At 64.7% G+C, this 17954-nt stretch carries 15 protein-coding genes and 1 pseudogene; 7 read left to right on the top strand and 9 right to left on the bottom strand.

Annotation, left to right across the window (positions count from 1 at the left end; translation table 11 throughout):
* Positions 1-4: 4 nt before the first annotated feature.
* Complete coding sequence (locus PQT43_RS29095) at positions 5-2443, top strand: alpha/beta hydrolase (protein WP_272755368.1); 2439 nt, start codon at positions 5-7, stop codon at positions 2441-2443.
* Between the two features lie 16 nt (positions 2444-2459).
* Here the strand turns inward: PQT43_RS29095 and PQT43_RS29100 are convergent, their stop codons facing one another.
* On the bottom strand, positions 2460-3443 hold the full coding sequence (locus tag PQT43_RS29100) for a GlxA family transcriptional regulator (RefSeq protein ID WP_272755371.1): 984 nt from the start codon (positions 3441-3443) through the stop codon (positions 2460-2462).
* A 92-nt stretch (positions 3444-3535) separates the two neighbouring features.
* Here PQT43_RS29100 and inhA point away from each other — a divergent pair, with 92 nt between their 5' ends.
* Positions 3536-4225 (top strand): isonitrile hydratase, encoded by a 690-nt coding sequence (gene inhA, locus PQT43_RS29105; RefSeq protein WP_267268659.1) that lies wholly within the window; start codon positions 3536-3538, stop codon positions 4223-4225.
* Positions 4226-4245: 20 nt separating this feature from the next.
* Here the strand turns inward: inhA and PQT43_RS29110 are convergent, their stop codons facing one another.
* The 3 genes from PQT43_RS29110 to PQT43_RS29120 form a co-directional block, all read right to left on the bottom strand.
* On the bottom strand, positions 4246-4593 hold the full coding sequence (locus PQT43_RS29110) for a hypothetical protein (RefSeq protein WP_267268660.1): 348 nt from the start codon (positions 4591-4593) through the stop codon (positions 4246-4248).
* Positions 4594-4955: 362 nt separating this feature from the next.
* Positions 4956-5759, bottom strand: coding sequence for an aminoglycoside phosphotransferase family protein (locus PQT43_RS29115; RefSeq protein ID WP_272755373.1), 804 nt, complete (start codon positions 5757-5759; stop codon positions 4956-4958).
* A 79-nt stretch (positions 5760-5838) separates the two neighbouring features.
* On the bottom strand, positions 5839-6297 hold the full coding sequence (locus PQT43_RS29120) for an SRPBCC family protein (RefSeq protein ID WP_102880120.1): 459 nt from the start codon (positions 6295-6297) through the stop codon (positions 5839-5841).
* A gap of 194 nt (positions 6298-6491) precedes the next feature.
* On the opposite strand from PQT43_RS29120, the pseudogene PQT43_RS29125 reads away from it, so the two are divergent.
* The 3 genes and pseudogenes from PQT43_RS29125 to PQT43_RS29135 all read left to right on the top strand — a co-directional run.
* A pseudogene (locus PQT43_RS29125) lies at positions 6492-7313 on the top strand (ADP-ribosylglycohydrolase family protein); the annotation flags it as partial.
* Positions 7314-7364: 51 nt separating this feature from the next.
* The gene (locus PQT43_RS29130) at positions 7365-7814 is read left to right on the top strand and encodes a GFA family protein (RefSeq protein WP_311196049.1); all 450 of its coding nucleotides are present in this window, start codon (positions 7365-7367) and stop codon (positions 7812-7814) included.
* Between the two features lie 36 nt (positions 7815-7850).
* On the top strand, positions 7851-8249 hold the full coding sequence (locus tag PQT43_RS29135) for a lysozyme inhibitor LprI family protein (RefSeq protein WP_102880118.1): 399 nt from the start codon (positions 7851-7853) through the stop codon (positions 8247-8249).
* Between the two features lie 104 nt (positions 8250-8353).
* Here PQT43_RS29135 and peaD read toward each other — a convergent pair whose 3' ends face one another.
* From peaD to peaA, 4 genes are all read right to left on the bottom strand, one after another.
* On the bottom strand, positions 8354-9472 hold the full coding sequence (peaD, locus tag PQT43_RS29140; protein WP_102861804.1) for a quinohemoprotein amine dehydrogenase subunit beta: 1119 nt from the start codon (positions 9470-9472) through the stop codon (positions 8354-8356).
* A gap of 23 nt (positions 9473-9495) precedes the next feature.
* On the bottom strand, positions 9496-9819 hold the full coding sequence (gene qhpC / locus PQT43_RS29145) for a quinohemoprotein amine dehydrogenase subunit gamma (protein ID WP_102861784.1): 324 nt from the start codon (positions 9817-9819) through the stop codon (positions 9496-9498).
* A 1-nt stretch (position 9820) separates the two neighbouring features.
* Positions 9821-11254 (bottom strand): quinohemoprotein amine dehydrogenase maturation protein, encoded by a 1434-nt coding sequence (gene peaB / locus PQT43_RS29150; RefSeq protein ID WP_110597151.1) that lies wholly within the window; start codon positions 11252-11254, stop codon positions 9821-9823.
* Positions 11255-11333: 79 nt separating this feature from the next.
* Complete coding sequence (gene peaA / locus PQT43_RS29155) at positions 11334-12914, bottom strand: quinohemoprotein amine dehydrogenase subunit alpha (protein ID WP_267268661.1); 1581 nt, start codon at positions 12912-12914, stop codon at positions 11334-11336.
* Between the two features lie 380 nt (positions 12915-13294).
* On the opposite strand from peaA, the gene PQT43_RS29160 reads away from it, so the two are divergent.
* Together PQT43_RS29160 and PQT43_RS29165 are read left to right on the top strand one after the other, a co-directional pair.
* Complete coding sequence (locus tag PQT43_RS29160) at positions 13295-14950, top strand: WG repeat-containing protein (RefSeq protein WP_102880115.1); 1656 nt, start codon at positions 13295-13297, stop codon at positions 14948-14950.
* A gap of 93 nt (positions 14951-15043) precedes the next feature.
* Positions 15044-15709, top strand: a complete 666-nt coding sequence (locus PQT43_RS29165) for an HAD family hydrolase (RefSeq protein WP_268561706.1) — start codon at positions 15044-15046, stop codon at positions 15707-15709.
* A 503-nt stretch (positions 15710-16212) separates the two neighbouring features.
* Here PQT43_RS29165 and PQT43_RS29170 read toward each other — a convergent pair.
* Positions 16213-17928, bottom strand: a complete 1716-nt coding sequence (locus PQT43_RS29170) for a 2-isopropylmalate synthase (protein WP_272755376.1) — start codon at positions 17926-17928, stop codon at positions 16213-16215.
* Positions 17929-17954: the final 26 nt, after the last annotated feature.

The following is a 17954-nucleotide window of genomic DNA, read 5'->3' on the forward strand; positions in this document are numbered from 1 at the left end:
GCCCATGAGCAAGCCCCTGTTGTACCTGCTGGCGGGCAATGGCAGCGCCGCCGACTGGTGGGACGATGCCCTGCCGCACTTTCAGCGCTATCAGGTGCAGCCGCTGGAACTGCCGGGGTTTGGCGACAACCCGCTGCCTCCTTGCAATGACCTCGCTGAGTACGCCGAGGCCTTGCTGGGCATGACCGAGCCGGGCCAGGGAATTGTCGCGGTGGGGGTCAGCGCGTTGATCGTGCTGCACGCCTTGCAACGCCGCCCCGGGCATTTCTCGCGCAGTGTGCTGCTGTCGCCGGTAGGGGCCTTTCTCTGGCAACGGCGCCTGCCGGCGCTGATGTCGCCGCTGCCGGCGCGCCTGCTGATTCATGGCTTGCTCAGCCATAAACCGACTTTGTTCGCCGGTAAATTCTCGCGCCAGCCGTGGACGCCGCAGCAGTACCAGCGCATGGGTTCAGGCTATGCCCGCTGCCGGGCTTTCGTGCCCCTGTGGGAACAGCTGCGGGCCGACACCGCGCTGCCGCTGCTGGAGTGGATCAAGGACCCGGTGCAACTGGTCTGGGGCGACCAGGACCGACTGCTGGGGATGGCCCAGGCTGCGGCCTGGTCGGCGATCCTGGCCCGGGCCGACCTGCGGATCAGCCTCAAGCCGGGCTGGGGCCATTACCCCTGGATCGATGCGCCGGCGGCGTTCGTCGACTGGCTGGAGTCCGGCGACCCGGGTTTTGTCGCCCACACCAAGGGCGGCCGCCTGCGTCTGGCGGAACTGGCCGGGCAGCCAGTGCCCAGCGCACTGTCCCTGGACAGCGCCGGCGACCCGCGCCTGCCGGCCCTGCTCGCCAGCCAGCCGGAGGCCCTGTGGGCGGTGCGCTCTTCCAGCTACGGCGAGGATCAGGCCGACTCGGCCAATGCCGGGCTGAGCACCACTTACCTGCGGGTCCCCCGGGATCAGGTGGCAGCGCGCATCGGTGAACTGCGGGACGCCGGCGTCGAGGAAGTGGTGGTGCAGCGCTTCATCCAGCCGACCCTGTCGGGGATCGCCTTCGTGCGTCATCTCGCGGTGGAGCTGGAGTGGGTCGAAGGCCATCTGGAAAGCCTCGCCGACGGTCAGGTCAGCCCCCAGCGGGCGGTGCTGTCGCGCCTGGGCAGTGCCTGGGAAAGTGGCCACTTCGCAAGCACCCAGGGACTCGACGCCAGTGCCTTGTGGGACTTCCTGCAAGGGGTGCTGAAGGTCTTCCACTATGTGCCCGGCGATGTGGAGTGGGCCTGGGACGGCCAGCAACTCTGGCTGCTGCAATACCGACCCATCAGCGACTACGGCTGGCGCCGGCACCTGACCGCGGCCAATATCGCCGAAATCCTGCCGCCGCAACCCAGCCGCTTCGTCGAGTACGGCCAGCGCCGGGCAGCGGCGAGCATCCCGGCGATCATGGCCCGCTGGGACAGCCGGGTGCTGCAGGACAACGAACCCTTCACCGCGGTGTTCGGCGGCGCCTCCTATATCAACAACGACCTGTTCCTGGCGCGCCTGGCCGATTGGGGCCTGCCTTCCTCCAGCTACGCCGGGGAAGTCGGTGGCGCCACCCCGGAGCTGCCCCTGCGCCCGCTGCGGCTGCTGCGCTCGCTACCGCGTTTCCTGCGCATGCAGCACGTCGCACGAGGCCATCTGCTGACCCTGGAACGCGGCCTGCGGCGCTTCGATGACGAGTTGGCGCAGTTGCACCAGAGCGCTGCCGATGGCCAACAACTGGCGGACTGGTTCAGCCGTTTCTATGTGTTCGTGGTGCAGGGCAACCTGTGCATCGCCACCGCCCTGGCCAGCAGCGGCGGCGCGCTGTTGGGGCGCCCGCCCACCGCCTACGACAACCTGGACAACAGCCCCCATCGCCTGCCCTGGGAAACCGACCCCGGCACCCCGCGCCCGCCCTGCACCGAATTGCCACTGCAGGCTTTCCCGCACTGGAGCCCGGCCATCACCCTGGCCCACCGCCTGGGTTTGCCGGGCATGCGCGGCTACTACCTGCAAGTGCGCGAGTGGTACCGGGACAACCTGATGCGGATCTTTTTCCGCCTGCACCACGCCGTGCCCGAGGCCGATCGCGACTACTGGTTCGCCCCCCACGAGCATCCGCGCAGCCGCGGCGGCAGCTTCTGGCAGGACGGCCGCGAAGGCAGCGAGCAGGCCGCGGGCTTCATGATCTATCCGGGGCAGGTCCAGGGCGTGCTGGGGGTCGATATCCTCCTGGAGGACACCCTCGATCCCGGGCGCCACGCTCACTACCAAGCGGCCCGGGCCGTGATCGCGCGCATGGGTGGGCGCCTGTCCCACGGCTCCACGCTGCTGCGGGAACTGCGCAAGCCGTCGGCGGTGCTGCCGCAAGTGGACCCGGCCTGGGTCGGCCGCGAAGTGCTGTATAGCGACGGCCAACTGAGCCTGGTCGAAGGCTGAACCCCGCGCCCCGGGCTCAGGCCTGCTCGGTGCTGGCAAAACGTTCGCGGTAGGCCTGGGGCGTCACCCCCAGGGCTCGCAGCAGGCTGCGGCGCAGGGTCTCTTCACTGCCAAAACCGCATTGGGCGGCGATGCGCTTGATCGGCAGGCCGGTATCGGCCAGCAGGCGCCGGGCGGTTTCCACGCGGATCAGTTCGATGGCTCGGGCCGGGGTCTGGCCGGTGTCGGCGCGGTAGTGACGGACGAAGCTGCGCTCGCTCATGCCCGCCTGCTGGGCCAGGATCGGCAGGGTCAGCTCGCGACTGAGATTCTCGGCAATCCAGGCGTGCAGCCCATCGAAACGCCCGCCCTTGTTTTGCAGCGACAGGGTCACGCTGAACTGCGACTGGCCGCCCGGGCGCTTGAGAAACACCACCAGTTGCCGGGCCACATCCAGCGCCGCCTCGCGCCCCAGGTCGGCCTCCACCAGGGCCAGGGCCAGGTCGATACCGGCGGTGACTCCGGCCGAGGTCCATACCGGGCCATCGTTGATGAAGATCGGATTGGGCTCCACCCGCAGTTGCGGGTATTGCTCGGCCAGTTGATCGCAGCGGGTCCAGTGGGTCACCACCCGGCGCCCGTCCAGCCAGCCACTGGCGGCCAGCAAAAAAGCACCGGTGCAGACCGAGGCCACCCGCCGCGAGACCGTTGCGCGCTGCGCGACCCAGGCCACCAACTGCGGGTCCCGAGCCGCCTCGTAGACGCCCCAACCGCCGGCAATGATCAAGGTATCGCAGGCCACCTCCGGCGCCGGCAAGGCATCGGCCAGCAGCGCCAGCCCCGATGAGCTCAGGGTCGCCCCGCCCGGGTTGGCAATGACCCTGGGGTTGTAGGGCAAGGGCAAGCCCAGGCCACGGGCCCGGTCATTGGCCGAAGCGAACACCTGCAACGGGCCGGTGACATCCAGCAACTGAGCATTGGCAAAGGCCAGGACAAACACGTTTTTCGCGGAGCTGGACATGATTGGCGTAAATCGAGGGCAGGTTGGCGTATGCGCCAAATCCTAGAACGCTAGAGTCAAGCCGTCCACCCCACCCACACAAGGAACAGGCCATGACAGTGCAGATAGGTTTTCTGTTGTTTCCAGAGGTTCAACAACTGGACCTGACCGGTCCCTACGACGTGCTGGCATCGCTGCCCGACGTACAGCTGCACCTGCTCTGGAAGGAAACCGGGCCGGTGATCGCCAGCTCCGGCCTGGTGCTGCAGGCCACCACGAACTTTGCCGACTGCCCGCCCCTGGATGTGCTCTGCATTCCCGGGGGCGCCGGTGTCGGGCCCCTGATGGAAGATCCCCAGACCCTGGCGTTCATCCGTCGGCAAGCGGCCCGGGCGCGGTATGTGACGTCGGTGTGCACCGGCTCCCTGGTGCTTGGCGCCGCAGGCCTGCTGCAGGGCAAGCGCGCCACCACCCACTGGGCCTACCACGAATTGCTGGCGCCCCTGGGGGCGATGCCGGTGCGCGAGCGGGTGGTGCGTGACGGCAACCTGCTGACCGGCGGCGGCATTACTGCCGGCATCGATTTCGCCCTGACCCTGGCCGCCGAACTGTTCGACGCCGCCACTGCGCAGCGGGTGCAACTGCAACTGGAGTACGCCCCGGCGCCGCCGTTCGAGGCCGGCAGCCCGGACACCGCCCCGGCCAGCGTGGTGCAAGAGGCCCGCAGCCGGACAGCGGATTCCCTGCACAAGCGCCGGGAGATCACCCTAAGAGCGGCGCAGCGCTTGCATCAAGCAAGATAGCTTTGACCCAGCCTCTCGGCTCACGAGCTGGGAGGTTCCTGCGAATCCGTCTGTTGTGTCGAGACAGGTGCCTGCGGATCGAGCCAACGTCGCCAGATCGAGCGGATTTTCCGGGCAATCATCCATAGCGCCCCCAGCACATTGAGCCCGACAAACATCAGCACCAGATGAATCAGCGTCTCCATCAAGGTCGGACAATTCGGGCCTGTGCAACCCCCTCCCCCCAATCCCAACGCGGGCAGAGGCACGATGGTCAGCCCCCAAAACCAGCTGACTCGCCCCCAGTTGCGCACGCGCCCAGTTGTCTTGCCGGGCAGAAAAAAACTGACTACGGCGCTAAAAAGTGCAGCAAAGAAAAAACTTGTCATGGCCATATTCCGCTGTTCCAAGTAGCAAGCCGGCCATTGCCGAAAAGCACCTGGCCCGCCCAGACTGATCCAGTCTATGCGCCCCGGGACACCAAAGCACCCGCCGCACAACACCGCTGACAAGCCGCCTTGGCCGTTATCGACAGACGAAAAAAAACCCGCCGAAGCGGGTTTTTTCCAAGACCATCATGACTTCCTGTCTGCAGCATCCGTGCTAATGGTCGATCTTCCTTGATCCTGAGCGCTTCCTGCGCTGCAGTTGTGGGAAAGAAGATTAAACACAAAGCCCGGTGCGCAGAAGGCGCATTGAATTACAGCGCGTGTAGGAAATTCGCTATAGCTCACTTACGCAAACCCCTAGTTCAACACGCCAGTGCCTGAATGGCCAAAGCCGCGACTTTGAGCTGGTGGCGGGCTCCGGCCTGGTGGTCATCCTGGAGGAACCAGGCGGCGGACAGGCCACTGAATGCCAGCACCCATTGCACCAGGCGTCGAGGATCGAGCTGCGCCGCCGCGGCGATCACCTGCACCTGCCGGGCAAAGCGCAGTGGATCGGTGGCGCTGGGCAAGTCCGGATTGCAGATCAGGTTGGCAAAGTCGAAGGTACGCTCGCCGTATACGCGCTTTGGGTCAATCACCCGCCAGCCGCGCTCGCCGAAGTCCAGCACATTGTCGTGGTGGACATCGCCGTGCAGTACCACGAGGTCCCGAGGCGCAGCCAACAGTTGCTCGGCCATGGCCAGGCTATTGAGCAACAAGCCACCCTGCTGTTGCGCTGCCTCGCGCAGATCCTTGAACCAATGATCCAGGGGCAGCAACGCCGGCCAGGGTTGCGCACGTGGCGCATGCAGGCGCGCCAGCGTGGCGCAGACAATGTGGATGACGGCGTCATGCTCGCCCGCCAGGGCCATGCGCATCAATGAACGCGAGCCCTGCGCGCGCTCCATCAACAGCGCCTCATCCTCCTGGGCATAAACCTGCGCCGCGCCCTCCCCGGCCCACCAGGCCATCAGGCGGTTACCGCCCTGCTCGTCCTCATCCAGGGCGAGTTTCAGCATCGCTGGCGCGCCGTCTTCCAGGCGTACGGGCAGCAAACGGCTGCCCAAGGTGATGATGGCCTCGCCATCGGGCAGCAGACGCCAACGTTCGAGATAGGTTGCGAACAAAAGAACAGCTCCAAGCGGTAAGCGGCAAGTTTCAAACACCACGACTCGATCCGCAACGTGCCGCTTGCCGCAAACGACTTCAGCGCAGCTGCAAGTAATTTTCTATGTTGCTCATCTGCTCGTCCCAACCACGGCTGTTCATGCGAAAAGCCTTGAGCCGGCGCTCGCTGGGAATGCCGTCGAAGCCCGATTCGACCACCCGCAGCAAGGTGCCGCCGCCATGCGGTTCCAGTTCGAACTGCACCAGGGTGGTGGGCTCCGCCGAGTAGTCATGGGCCGGGTCAACGGGGTAGGGATGCCAGCGAAAGGAAAACAGCTCTTCGGGCAGCATCTGCTCCACCTGCACATCCCAGGTCAGGTGTTCATAACCTGGGTAAGTGACCGCCCCCCGGGTGCGTTGGCCGGGAGCGAAATGCTGGCCCTGCAGGGCCACGCCGAACCAGCGACCGAAGGTCTCGGCTTCACTCAGTGCCGCCCATACCTGCGCCGGGCTGGCATGCAGCAGGATCTTGCGTTCGATGCGATCTGAAGAGTTCATGGATCACCTCCAGTGATGAGCACTAGCTCTGTACGGAAACTACCTGATCTTCGTTCGGCGGGTTTTCGTACAGACCTTAGACCTCTGTGAGTCCAGCGCAACCTTTATCTGGCCGAAGGCGCGACTGATCGTCCCCAACGAAAAATGCTACTGTCGCCGGCGCCACTGCACCTCTACTTTGCAAAGGATCTGCCATGCCCCTCTCCCTTATCGACCGCTACCGCGGCAGCCTGCTGGGCCTGGCCTGTGGCGACGCCGTCGGCACCAGCGTCGAATTCAAGCCCCGTGGCAGCTTCACGCCAGTCACCGATCTGCTGGGCGGCGGCCCCTTCAACCTCAAGCCCGGACAGTGGACCGACGACACCTCCATGGCCCTGTGCCTGGGGGAAAGCCTGTTGCGCAAGGACGGCTTCGACCCGGCCGACCAGATGGGTCGTTACCTCAACTGGTGGCAATGGGGCTATTTGAGCGCCACCGGCGAGTGCTTCGATATCGGCATGACCGTGCGCCAGGCCCTGAGCGACTTCCAGGAACACGGTCAGCCCTTCGCCGGCGCAACCGACCCGCAAACCGCCGGCAATGGTTCGTTGATGCGCCTGGCGCCCGTGGTGCTGTTTCACTACCCCGACCTGGCCCGGGTCCGTGAGTTTGCCGGCGCCAGTTCCCGCACCACCCACGGCGCCGCCGAAGCCGTCGAATGCTGCCAGTTGTTCGCCGGGCTGATCGCCAAGGCCCTGGGTGGCGCCAGCAAGGTGGAACTGCAACAGCTCGATGATCAGGCTTTCAGCCAACCCAAGGTCACAGCCCTGGCCCAGGGCGGCTACCTGGAGAAAAGCCGCGAGCAGATTCGCGGCAGCGGCTACTGCGTCGACTCCCTGGAGGCCGCGCTGTGGTGCTTCCAGCACACGGACAGCTACGCCGAAGCGGTGCTCGCCGCCACTAACCTGGGGGACGACGCCGACACCACTGCCGCCATCGTCGGTCAGCTGGCCGGAGCCTTTTACGGGGTCCAGGGGATACCACCGCACTGGCTGGCCCGGCTGCACATGGGCGATGACATCCAGGCCATGGCCGACGACCTGCTACAGGCCTCGCAACGCCACGCATCTGCCCGACCACTCAACGGCAGCTGCCTGTGCCAGGGCGTGCAATATCAGGTGCAGCGCCTGGACATGCCCATCGGCCACTGCCATTGCCAGACCTGCCGCAAAGCCCATGCCGCGGCCTTTGCCTCCACCGCCGGAGTCATGCGCGAACACTTTCGCTGGACCCGGGGCCAGGAGCTGCTGAGGGCGTTCGAGTCCTCGCCGGGCAAGCTGCGGCACTTCTGCTCGGTCTGCGGCTCTCACTTGCTGGCGGAGCGGCCGGGCCAGCCCCACGTGATCCTGCGGGTGGCGACCCTGGACGATGATCCGGGGCAGACGCCACAGGTGCATATCTGGACCTCCCACGATGTACCCTGGCTGGCCGACGAAGCGCTGGAGCGCTGGCCCGAGTGGCAACCCAGCCGCGGCTAGACTGTTTTTTCTCATTGACCGATTGCGAGACTTTCCATGCGTCCGATCCTGCTTCTGGCCCTTGCGCCGCTGCTGCTGGCTCCATTGGCCCAGGCCTACGACTGCAACAGCAGCACCCAGACCGATATGACCCTGTGCGCCAACGCCCTGAACAAGGCCGCGGACAAGGAGCTGAATACCCTTTACCAACAGATCAACCAGCGCCTGAAAGACCAGCCACACAGCAAAAAGCTGCTGGTCAGCGCCCAACGCGCCTGGCTGGCGTTCCGCGATGCCGAGTGCCGTTTTTCCACCTCGGGGGTGGAAGGTGGCAGCCTGTATCCGGTGGCCTACAGCAACTGCATCACGGCCTTGACCAAGACTCGGGTGGAAAGCTTCAAGCAATACCTGAAGTGCGAGGAAGGGGATTTGAGCTGCCCGGTGCCTAGGCAGTAGGTGCGGGCTTACCCGCAAAGCATCGGTGAGGACGCCCCACAGCGTGCGGGCCTGTTCGCCGGCAAGCCGGCTCCTACCACAGGAGCCGGCGGCGGGAGACGCAGTCAGCGGATGAAGATCTGCGCGGTGGTGATCGCCATGTCGCCCCCGGGCAAGGTGATCTTGCCGATCTGCTGCATGCTCTGCACATCGAAGATCGCTACGTCGTTGAAGGTCCCCGACAGGTAGATCTTGGTCCCCGCCCGGTTGAACGAAATGCAGTAGTAGGAGTGTTCCAGGGTTGCGGCCTGGAGCAGCTTCTTCTGCTTGATGTCGTACTTGGCCAGGCGGTTGAGCACGCCGAACATCAGGTTCGGGTCCTTGGGCGAACGCATGCCGCTGAAGTAGATTTCGGTCAGGGGGCCGAAGTCGGTGGTCTCGGTCTTGCCGGTCGCAAGGTCGACGCTGAACAGTCCGTACAGCGGCTCGGCGGTGGCTGGGTCCTGCTGCTTGTCCTTGAACTTCGCGGCGGTGTAGAGCAGCGAGAAGTCATGCCGGTAGGTTTGCTGGTTCCACACGTAGAGCACGTCCGGAGCGCTGTAGTTGGGACGTTGCCAATGGCGGCTGGGGATCAGCACCTCGAACTTGCCGGTCTTGACGTCAACCTTGTACAGGTCCGGCCCGGCCACATACAGGGTGCCGTCATCGCCGCTCTGCATGATGGTCAGCTGGCGCGGCGCGGGGAAGCTGCGCACCGGCTTGGCATTGAGCCCAGCGTCGGTGGCGTAGACATCCAGCCGCGGTTCCTTGACCTCGTAGCGATCATTGAGCAGCAAGGTCGGGTTGGCCACGGTGTACAGCTCCTTGCCGTCGTGACTGACGGTGAAGGCGAACATCGAGCGCGCCTTCTCCCCCGGGTGCTGGGTGATGCTGGCGTGGAACACCTGCTTGCAGCTGTCGAGCTCGACGCCGTAGACATCCGCGTAGTGGTTGTTCAACACGTAGGCGATCTTGCGGTCCGGCGACAGTTGCACGGTGCCGGGGCCGAAGGCGTCGGGCATCTTGCAGGTCTTGTACAGGCTGTCGCTGGCCAGATCGATGACGTGCAGGTTGTTCGGGTAATTGGTGGTCACCATGTACTCGTGACCGCTGTTGAGGGCCAGGCCTTCATCGGCCAGAACGCTGAACGAGCAGGCGCCGAGAACCGCGAGTGCGACCAGGCCGCAGGCTTTGATGCTGTGCATGCTGGAATCCTTCTTCTTGTTCATCACTTGTCTTTGGGGAAGACAGTGCCGAGGTTGCGCCAGTTGTCGTTGGAAGCCTGGGCGTCCTTGTTCCAGTCGGGGTAGGTGCTCATCATGTCGGGCACCTGGGCCGGCCACCAGCACGGGTCGGAGCAGCCATAGAGGTCGGCCTCCATCGGCTGGCACAGGGACGAGACGCCACCAAAGGCGTCGATTTCCCAGCCTGGGTCGGTGGTGGAAGCGCAACCGGCCACGGAGTTCATCGCCAGCACGTCTTCGATCCGGTCCTGGGCCGCAGCCTCGGTCAGTTTCTGAGCTTTGTTATTGATTGGCTTGAGATGTTTCATGTCAGTGGGCCTTGCGCGGAGTGATGTAACTGCTGATGAACGCAGGGTTGTGCGCCATGATCCGGCTGTAGACTTCGATGCCGAAATCCACCCAGTCACGCATCAGTTCGCAATAGTGATACGTCGGGTGCGCCGGGTCGCCGTAGCGGGCGTAGCTCTCGTGGTAGCAGCCACCGGAACACAGGTTGCGGATGCGGCAACTGTCGCAACCGGTGTGGGTCCGGTCCAGGCGCTGGGACAGAAAGTCGTTGAGTTGCACCTGCTTGACCCCGCCGTCATGCACGTTGCCGAAGGTCGGCAAGGATGAGCCGGTGAAGCGGTGGCACAGGTTCAGTTCGCCCTTGTGGTCCACCGCCAGCATCTTCAGCCCCGCGCCACAGGGCAGCGCCTTCTTGTGGCCTTCGTGGATGTCGGTGATCAGCTGGTGCAGGTTGGAGAAACCGATATTGCGGTGCTCCAGCGCCGCCTCCAGGTAACGCCGCCCCAGGCGCTTCATGCTGGCGAAGACTTCGATCAACTCCTCGCTGCTGAGGTTGAAGCTGCTGATGTCTCCCGAGGTCACCGGGGCGAATCCCACCTCGGCAAACCCCAGCTCGTTGAACAGGTGGTCCCAGATGGTCTCAAGGTCGGTGACCCCGGTGGTCAGGGTCACCCGCGCCCCCACAGGGCGGCTGTTGTAGCGTTGCAGGAGCATCTGCGCCTTGCGCCGCACCACGTCATAGGTGCCCTGCCCGCCCACGGTGATGCGGTTGCGATCGTGCACGGTCTTGGGCCCGTCGATGCTCACCGACAGCCCGAAACGGTGGGCGTTGAGGTAGTCCACCACCTCTTCGGTGAGCAAGGTGGCGTTAGTGGTCATGACGAACTCAACGAACTTGCCGGCCGCGCTAAAACGCTGTTCGCAGTAGTCCACCATGGCCTCGATCAGCGGCCGGTTGCTCAGGGGCTCGCCGCCGAAGAACACCACGGTGTAGCGCTCTTCGTCCGGGGATTCCTGAAGCAGCATCTCCACCGAGGCGATGGCCGTGTCCAGGCCCATCTTCTTGCCCGCCGAGGGCTTGTCCAGGTCTTCCTTGTAGCAGTAGGTGCAGCTCAGGTTGCAGCCAGTGTTGACGTTGAGCACCACGGTATTGATCGCCGTGCGCTCGACCCGCTTGACGCCGATTTCCGGGGTCAGGGGCGAGCCGTCGCTGACCAGCTCCAGGGCGATCAGCTCACGCAGGGTGTCGCTGATATCCAAGCCGTCGTAAGCGCCAGCCAGCTGTTGGATCAAGTCTTCCGGGGTACAGCCGGGCCCGCGCAGGGCATCGATGATGCTGCAGGTCAAGGCATCGCTGGCGAACAGCGAACTGCTGGGGATATGGAACAGCATGCGGTCGGCGTCCACCTGCACTTCATGCAGGTTGCGCTCCACCAGATTCAGAATTGCGCCCATTACAACCTCCTGTGCAAGCCCCGCTTTCGGGGCCTGCGGTCATTGCCTGAAAGTGTCTGTCGGTAGCGTTCGACGGCCCTCAGGGAATGGGTGGATTGTTCCAGCGTTGTACGGTGACGATCAGTTGGCCCTCGCCGGTCAGGGCCTTGCCGGCGTCATCCACGGCGGCGATCACCTTGAGGTTGCCGGCGTTGTTGGTGGACATCTTGCGCTGCGGGTTGGGTCCCGCATCGCCGGGGGTGAACACCCCGCTGTCGGCCTGCATGCTGCCGGCGTACTTGACGTCTTCGTCCTTGGCCGCCTGCTCGTCGAAGGCCTCGACCTTCCATTGCGCCGGCATCACGCCGATGCGATAGGCCTTGCCGTCGGCGCCCTGGCCCCAGGCCTCGGCATCGAAACGCCCCTGGACCTTGGGCGTCGAACCGCCGCCGTCACCCACTCGCGCCACGGCGAACGCCGGCACCACCTTGACCTCGGCGATGCGGTTGTACACCGCCAGCGTGGCGCCCTTGAGGCTGCCGACACTGACTTCGCGCAGCCCCGGCTGGGCGCTGGCCGCCGCCTTGAGCTTGAGGCGAATGCGCTCCGGGCTCTGCTCCAGCACCTGCACCACCTCGACGCCCTTGCCGAAGCTCGGAGTGCCCGCAAGACCGGCGCCCACCAGGGTCACTTCGGCCTCCTCGCCAGCCTTGAGGTAACCCGGCTGCACCGCCAGCAGCCGGCTGCTGCCCTGCTTGGCGGCGATGAAGTCCAGGCCGCGCTCGTCGTGCTCGGCCTCGAACATCCGCCCTTGCAGGGTGTTGCCCTGGGCCGCCAACACCTGGCGCATGACCACGCCGTCGACCGTGACGTTGCCGCGCCACTCATAACCGCTGTAGAGGATCGCGCTGCCCTGGCCATTGAACGGGCTGCCATCGGCGTACTGGCCCTTGACGCTGACCTTGAACTGATCGCCTGCCCCGGCGCTGACGCTCATCACCCCGGCCAGTTCGCCCTTGCCCGGCAGGTGGCCGCTGAAGCTCCAGTCGCCGGCCAGTGCCGCCGCTTGCGGGCGGGCCTGTTGCCAGGCCTTCCAGGACGGGTTGTCGAGGGGGTAACGCTGGGCCAGCAAGGGCACCATTTCCTTGAGGGCGGTGGGCAACCACTCGCGGTCCCGGGACAGGGCCTGGTACTCCAGGGACGGCCACTGGCCGAGGTGGAAGTTCACCAGGCGCTCCCATTCCTGGGCCGGACGCCGTTGCAGGGCGATGCGCGCGCCAGAGTGACAACGAGCGCACATCTGGGTGGTCTGCTCGTCGAAATGCTCGACAGTGTTCAAGCGCCGCTCCAGGGCGTAGCGCACGCCGTCGGTCTCGCTGGGGGCCAGGCCCTGGGTATCGGCGAGGTACTTGACCAGGGTGCGGCGGTCGTCATCGCTGATTTGCAGCCCGTGCATGACCTGCATGCGGGCAATGCTCATCAGCCAGCCTTCCGGGGTCTTGCGCTGATGGCTGATACGGCTCAGGGCACCCCCGGCCTCGGGGGTGTGGCAGCCCTGGCAGGTTTCCTTGAGGATGCTCTGCGCATCCCGGGCGGCGAAACTCGAAGGGGCATGCAAGGCGCTACAGGTGGCAATGGCCAGCAGGCTGGCGCTCAGCCTCAGGCGGAGTTTTCTCTTCATCAGGGTCGAACCTCCCACGGTGCTTTCTTATTTTTAGCGAGTCGTTTTTTTGGTTTCTGCCATGTCCGGCGATACCGGCCATGGAGGCAAGAGAAACGTCTGAAGCTATGCAATACACGGAGCGTGCCAGCTTACAAACCAGCGCCCGATCAATGACTTAGACAGATGCCCGGGGCGCCATCGGGCTGCTGGGTGTTACCCGCCGTACAATTTCGCGACAACCGTCTCAGTCTGAGACAGGGTTTAGCGCTGTACCTGTGGTTTTCTTTGCAATTGGATCTTGCATTTATCCGGCGCCACCGCAGAATCTCCCGCGCTTTGCCCGCCCCGAGTTTCGGGGCGCTCTGCACTACCCCTCATTTACAAGGAACCTGAAGTTCATGGATAGAAGCGCCTGTGCCCGTCTCGGCTCGCTGATCCTCTCGTTGTCTGCTCTGACCCTGGTCGGATGCAAGGAAGACTCCAGTCCCAAAACCACCACCCTCGCGCCGGCCCCGGCTCCGGCGGCCATGGTCATGCCGATCTGCGCCAATGGCGAATGCGCCGTACTGGACCAGAACGGTGCGGTACTGGTCAGCGCCGACAATGACTACGACGCCGTGGTCGCCATGCCCCTGGAAAAGAGCTTCCTGTTCGCCAAGGACGGCACCTGGAACCTGGCCAGCGCCGATGGCAAGCAAATCATCAAGGCCGACTTTACCGATGACCTGCGTCTGCTGACCCCCGGCCTCTTCGGCTTCGGCCAGGACGGCAAGCTGGGGATCATCGACCAGGCCGGCCAGCAGATTCAGCCGCCGCGCTTCGACGATCTGTACGTGGGCGGCAACGACGATTTCATCGTCTACGAGATCGGTGGCAAGCGCGGCATTCTCAGCGCCACCGGCCAGGTGATCACCGAAGCGGTGTTCGACAGCAGCATGGTCCGCGACGATTTCGCCAAACGCGGCTGGTGGATGATCGCCGAGCGTGGCAGCGACAAGTGGGCGCTGAACCTCAAGACCGGCGAGCAGAAAAAGATCGACTTCGACAGCATCGACTACTTTGCCAACCAGCATCTGGTGGTCAGCACCGAACAGGGCAAGGCCCTGGCCGATGCCAAGGCCCAGTTGATCAGCGCCGCCACCTACAACTGGATGGGCGAGCCGGGTGACGGCCTGGTGGCCTTCCGCGAACAATACGACAGCCCCTGCGGCTACATGGACTTCCAGGGCAAGACCGTGATCCAGGCCCAGTTCGGCACCTGCCAGGTGTTCGGCAAACAGGGCGCGCTGGTCACCGCCAAGAACGCCGACGGCAGCTCCGGCAAGGCCGGGCTCATCGATCGCCAGGGCCAGTGGAAGGTACAACCGGTCTATGACTCGGCAGACCCAGCCGGCTTCAGCCCCCTGGGGATGTTCAAGCAGGTATCGGGGCTGAACCAGGTCGCGGTGCTGCAGAACGTGTTCAGCGCCACCTTCGGCATCTTCGATGTGGACAAGGGCGTCGAGCTGTTCAAGCCCACCTACGCCCAGATCGGTGCGATCAACGCCGACCTGTTCGTGTTCAGCACCGCCAACAGCCCGACCAAGCAGGCCACCCTGTTCGGCCAGGCCACCCAAGTGCGCACCGTGGGCCTGATGGACGCCAGCGGCAAGGTGCTGGTGGAGCCGGGCCAGTACGTCGACATCCATCTGGATGCCAGCGGCCACTACCTGCTGGCCACCGACGACACCTCGCCCCTGGCCACCTCGGCCCTGTATGACCTCAAGGGCAAGCGCCTGATCGCCAGCAAGTGGCAGGAACTGGTGGTGGACCAAGCCCGCGGCGCGATCTTCGGCTATGCCGTGGAAGGCCTGGGCGACGACCAGACCCGCAGCCTCAAGGCCCTGTATCGCCTGGACGGCACCCCGAGCTTCCAGGTCAGCCAGGTAGAATGCGGCGCCGAGCAGGTGCGTGACGGCCAGGACAAGGTGCTGTGGCCGGCCAACCCGCAGGAGCACTGCCCGCAACCGGACGAAGAAGAAGACCAGGGCGAAGGCGACAACGCTCAGGGCTGAGGCCACCGGTCACGGTTGGGATCAAGCCTGCTAGGATGCGGGCTTGATCGATTCAGCCAACCGGCCCGGATGGGGCCCGACAGGAACTGTCCCATGCTCAACGCTCTGCTTTTCGACCTCGATGGCACCCTGACCGACACTGACGCCCTGCACCTGCTGGCCCTGCAACAGTTGTTGTGGGAAGAAGACCGCCGGGTGTTCACCGAGCAAGAGTTCGCCGCCCACGTCAGTGGCCAGGCCAACGCCAACATGTGCCGCTACCTGTTCCCCGAGCGCAGCGTGGCGGAACATGAAGCCTTCGCCGAACGCAAGGAAGTGCGTTTTCGTCAATTGTCCCCCCAACTCAAACCCATGCCCGGCCTGCTGCGCCTGCTGGACTTTGCCGCCGAGCACGACATTGGCGTGTGTGTGGTGACCAACGCCCCGCGGGCCAACGCCGAGCACATGCTCAAGGTGCTGGGCCTTGAGGAGCGTTTCCAGACGGTCCTGGTGGCCGAGGAACTGCCCCGGGCCAAGCCCGATCCCCTGCCCTACCTCAGCGGCCTGGAATGCCTGCAAGCCAGGGCCGAGCATTCCCTGGCCTTCGAGGACTCGGTCCCCGGGCTGACCGCCGCGGTCAAGGCTGGCATCTGCACCTTCGGCCTGGCCACCAGCCAGCAACCACAGACCCTGCTGGATGCCGGCGCCCATCGGGTGATCCAGGACTTCGACGACCCGCAACTGTGGGCCGAGATTCATCGCCGCCTCAACCTGGCCTGAAGGACGGGCCGCCACGCAGCCGGGCACCCATAAAGGCACTGAGCATGGATCAGGTCTTGAAAGGAATGTCGCTGGAGCGTGCAGCGGGACGGTTGGCGCAGGCCAATCAGAGCGGAAACAACAGGTGAGGAGCGATAGCTGGGAAGCAAACAGGTGGGAAACGAGAAGCAGGAAAAAGCAGGAAGAAAAAAGTGCTCGCCCATCACTTCGGCAGTGGCACCTAAGCCGAAGTACCCCCTTTGGCTGGGCGAGCAGGGAGGAATATACGCAGGTGCTGGGGACGGTCCTATCGGACAGATCCTAAAACGCCGTGCGATCTGGACAAATGACTTTAGGCTTTTTCCTCAGCACGACCTTTTTTTCACAGGACTTTCACCTCGCCTCCCTTAGATTGATGGCCACTCCTGAACGAATCCCATTTGGCCCGCCTCTATAGCGGGCTTTTTTTTGTCCGGGCATCCAGCGGCCGGCACAACAAAGGGCCGGCCACGGACCTGAGTCGCTCAGCGAGTCGCGGGCTCCAGGACGGATTCCGAGGCTGGGGTGAACCTCAGCACTCGTTCCGGATAAAACCGCGCCGCGGCATTGATCACCGCCTGCACCGAAGCGGTGACGGTGTTGGCATGGCACCCGGCGCCAAAGCGGGAACCGGCAACCCCTGGCCACGCCGCTTCAACAATGGCCAGCGCCTGTGCATCGGCCCCTGCTGCCAGGTTGCGCTCTTCAAAACTGTCGATGCGTAGCGGCAAGCCCAGGGCGGCCGAGGTCGCGGCGACAGGTCCGTTGCCCACTCCACGCAAGCACAGCGCCGGGTTTCCGGGGATGGCGATCCGCAACTCGATGCCCTGCCCCTCGGGGGCATCGAACAATCGGTGACCGAGATACTGCAGGCCGGCCGTTGCCTCTGTGCAAGCCAGATAGGTGCGCTGGAACACCTCCCATAAAGCGTCACTGCTCAACTCGGCATCACTGGCATCGGCCAGCTTCTGCACGATGGCGCTGAATTCGATCTGCATGCGCCGAGGCATGACGATGCCGTGGTCGCGCTGCAGCAGGAAGGCGATTCCACCTTTGCCGGACTGGCTGTTGACGCGCACGATGCTGTCGTAGGTCCGCCCCAGGTCCTGCGGATCGATGGGCAGGTAGGGCACCTCCCAGAAACCGTCGGCCGCCTGGGCGGCAAAGCCCTTGGCAATGGCGTCCTGGTGCGAGCCGGAAAAGGCGGTGAACACCAGATCGCCGACATAGGGATGGCGCGGGTGGATCGGCAGCGCCGTGCACGCCTCGGCGACCCGGGCCACCGCAGCGATATCGGAAAAATCCAGCCCGGGGCTGATGCCCTGGGTATAGAGATTCAGGGCCAGGGTCACCAGATCCAGGTTGCCACTGCGCTCGCCATTGCCGAACAGGCAACCCTCGACCCGCTGGGCCCCGGCCAGCAGCGCCTGCTCGGCGCAGGCCACGCCGGTGCCCCGGTCGTTGTGCGGGTGCACCGACAACGTCACCTGATCACGGCGCTCCAGGCGCTTGTGCATCCATTCGATCTGGTCGGCAAAGACGTTGGCGGTCGCCACCTCGACGGTGGTCGGCAAGTTGATGATGATCGGGCGCCCGGGGCCGGCGTCCCAGGTGCGGATCGCGGTGTTGCACATGCGCAGCGACACCTCAAGCTCGGCCATGCAGAACGTTTCGGGGGAGTACTGCAACACCCATTGGGTTTCCGGCTGCTGGTCGGTCAACTCGCGCAACAGCCTTACATGGCGCTCCACCAGGGCCTCGACCTCGTCCACCGAAAGCCCGAACACCACCCGCCGCCAAACGGGGGCGATGGCGTTGTACAGGTGGACGATGACCCGGCGCGCGCCCTGCACACTGCGTACGGTTTCGCGGATCAGGTCCTCACGCAATTGGGTCATCACCATGGGCGTGACGTCGGCGGGAATCCGTTGCTGTTCCACAAGCTCACGAACCACCTCGAAATCGGTACGCGAGGCGGCGGGGAATCCCACTTCGATTTCCTTGAAGCCCAGGCGCACCAGCTCCTCGAACAGGCGCAACTTGCGCTCGCGGTTCATCGGCTCGAACAGCGCCTGGTTGCCATCGCGCAGGTCGGTGGAGAGCCAGATCGGAGCCTGGGTGATGGTGCGTGACGGCCACTGGCGCGAGTCCAGGTCCACAGGGGCAAGGGCACGATATTTGGTATGGGGATGGGTGAGCATACTGACCTCGAAAGAAGCATGGAGAA

It is taken from the genome of Pseudomonas sp. BLCC-B112 (assembly GCF_028550695.1).
Classification (GTDB): domain Bacteria; phylum Pseudomonadota; class Gammaproteobacteria; order Pseudomonadales; family Pseudomonadaceae; genus Aquipseudomonas; species Aquipseudomonas danubii.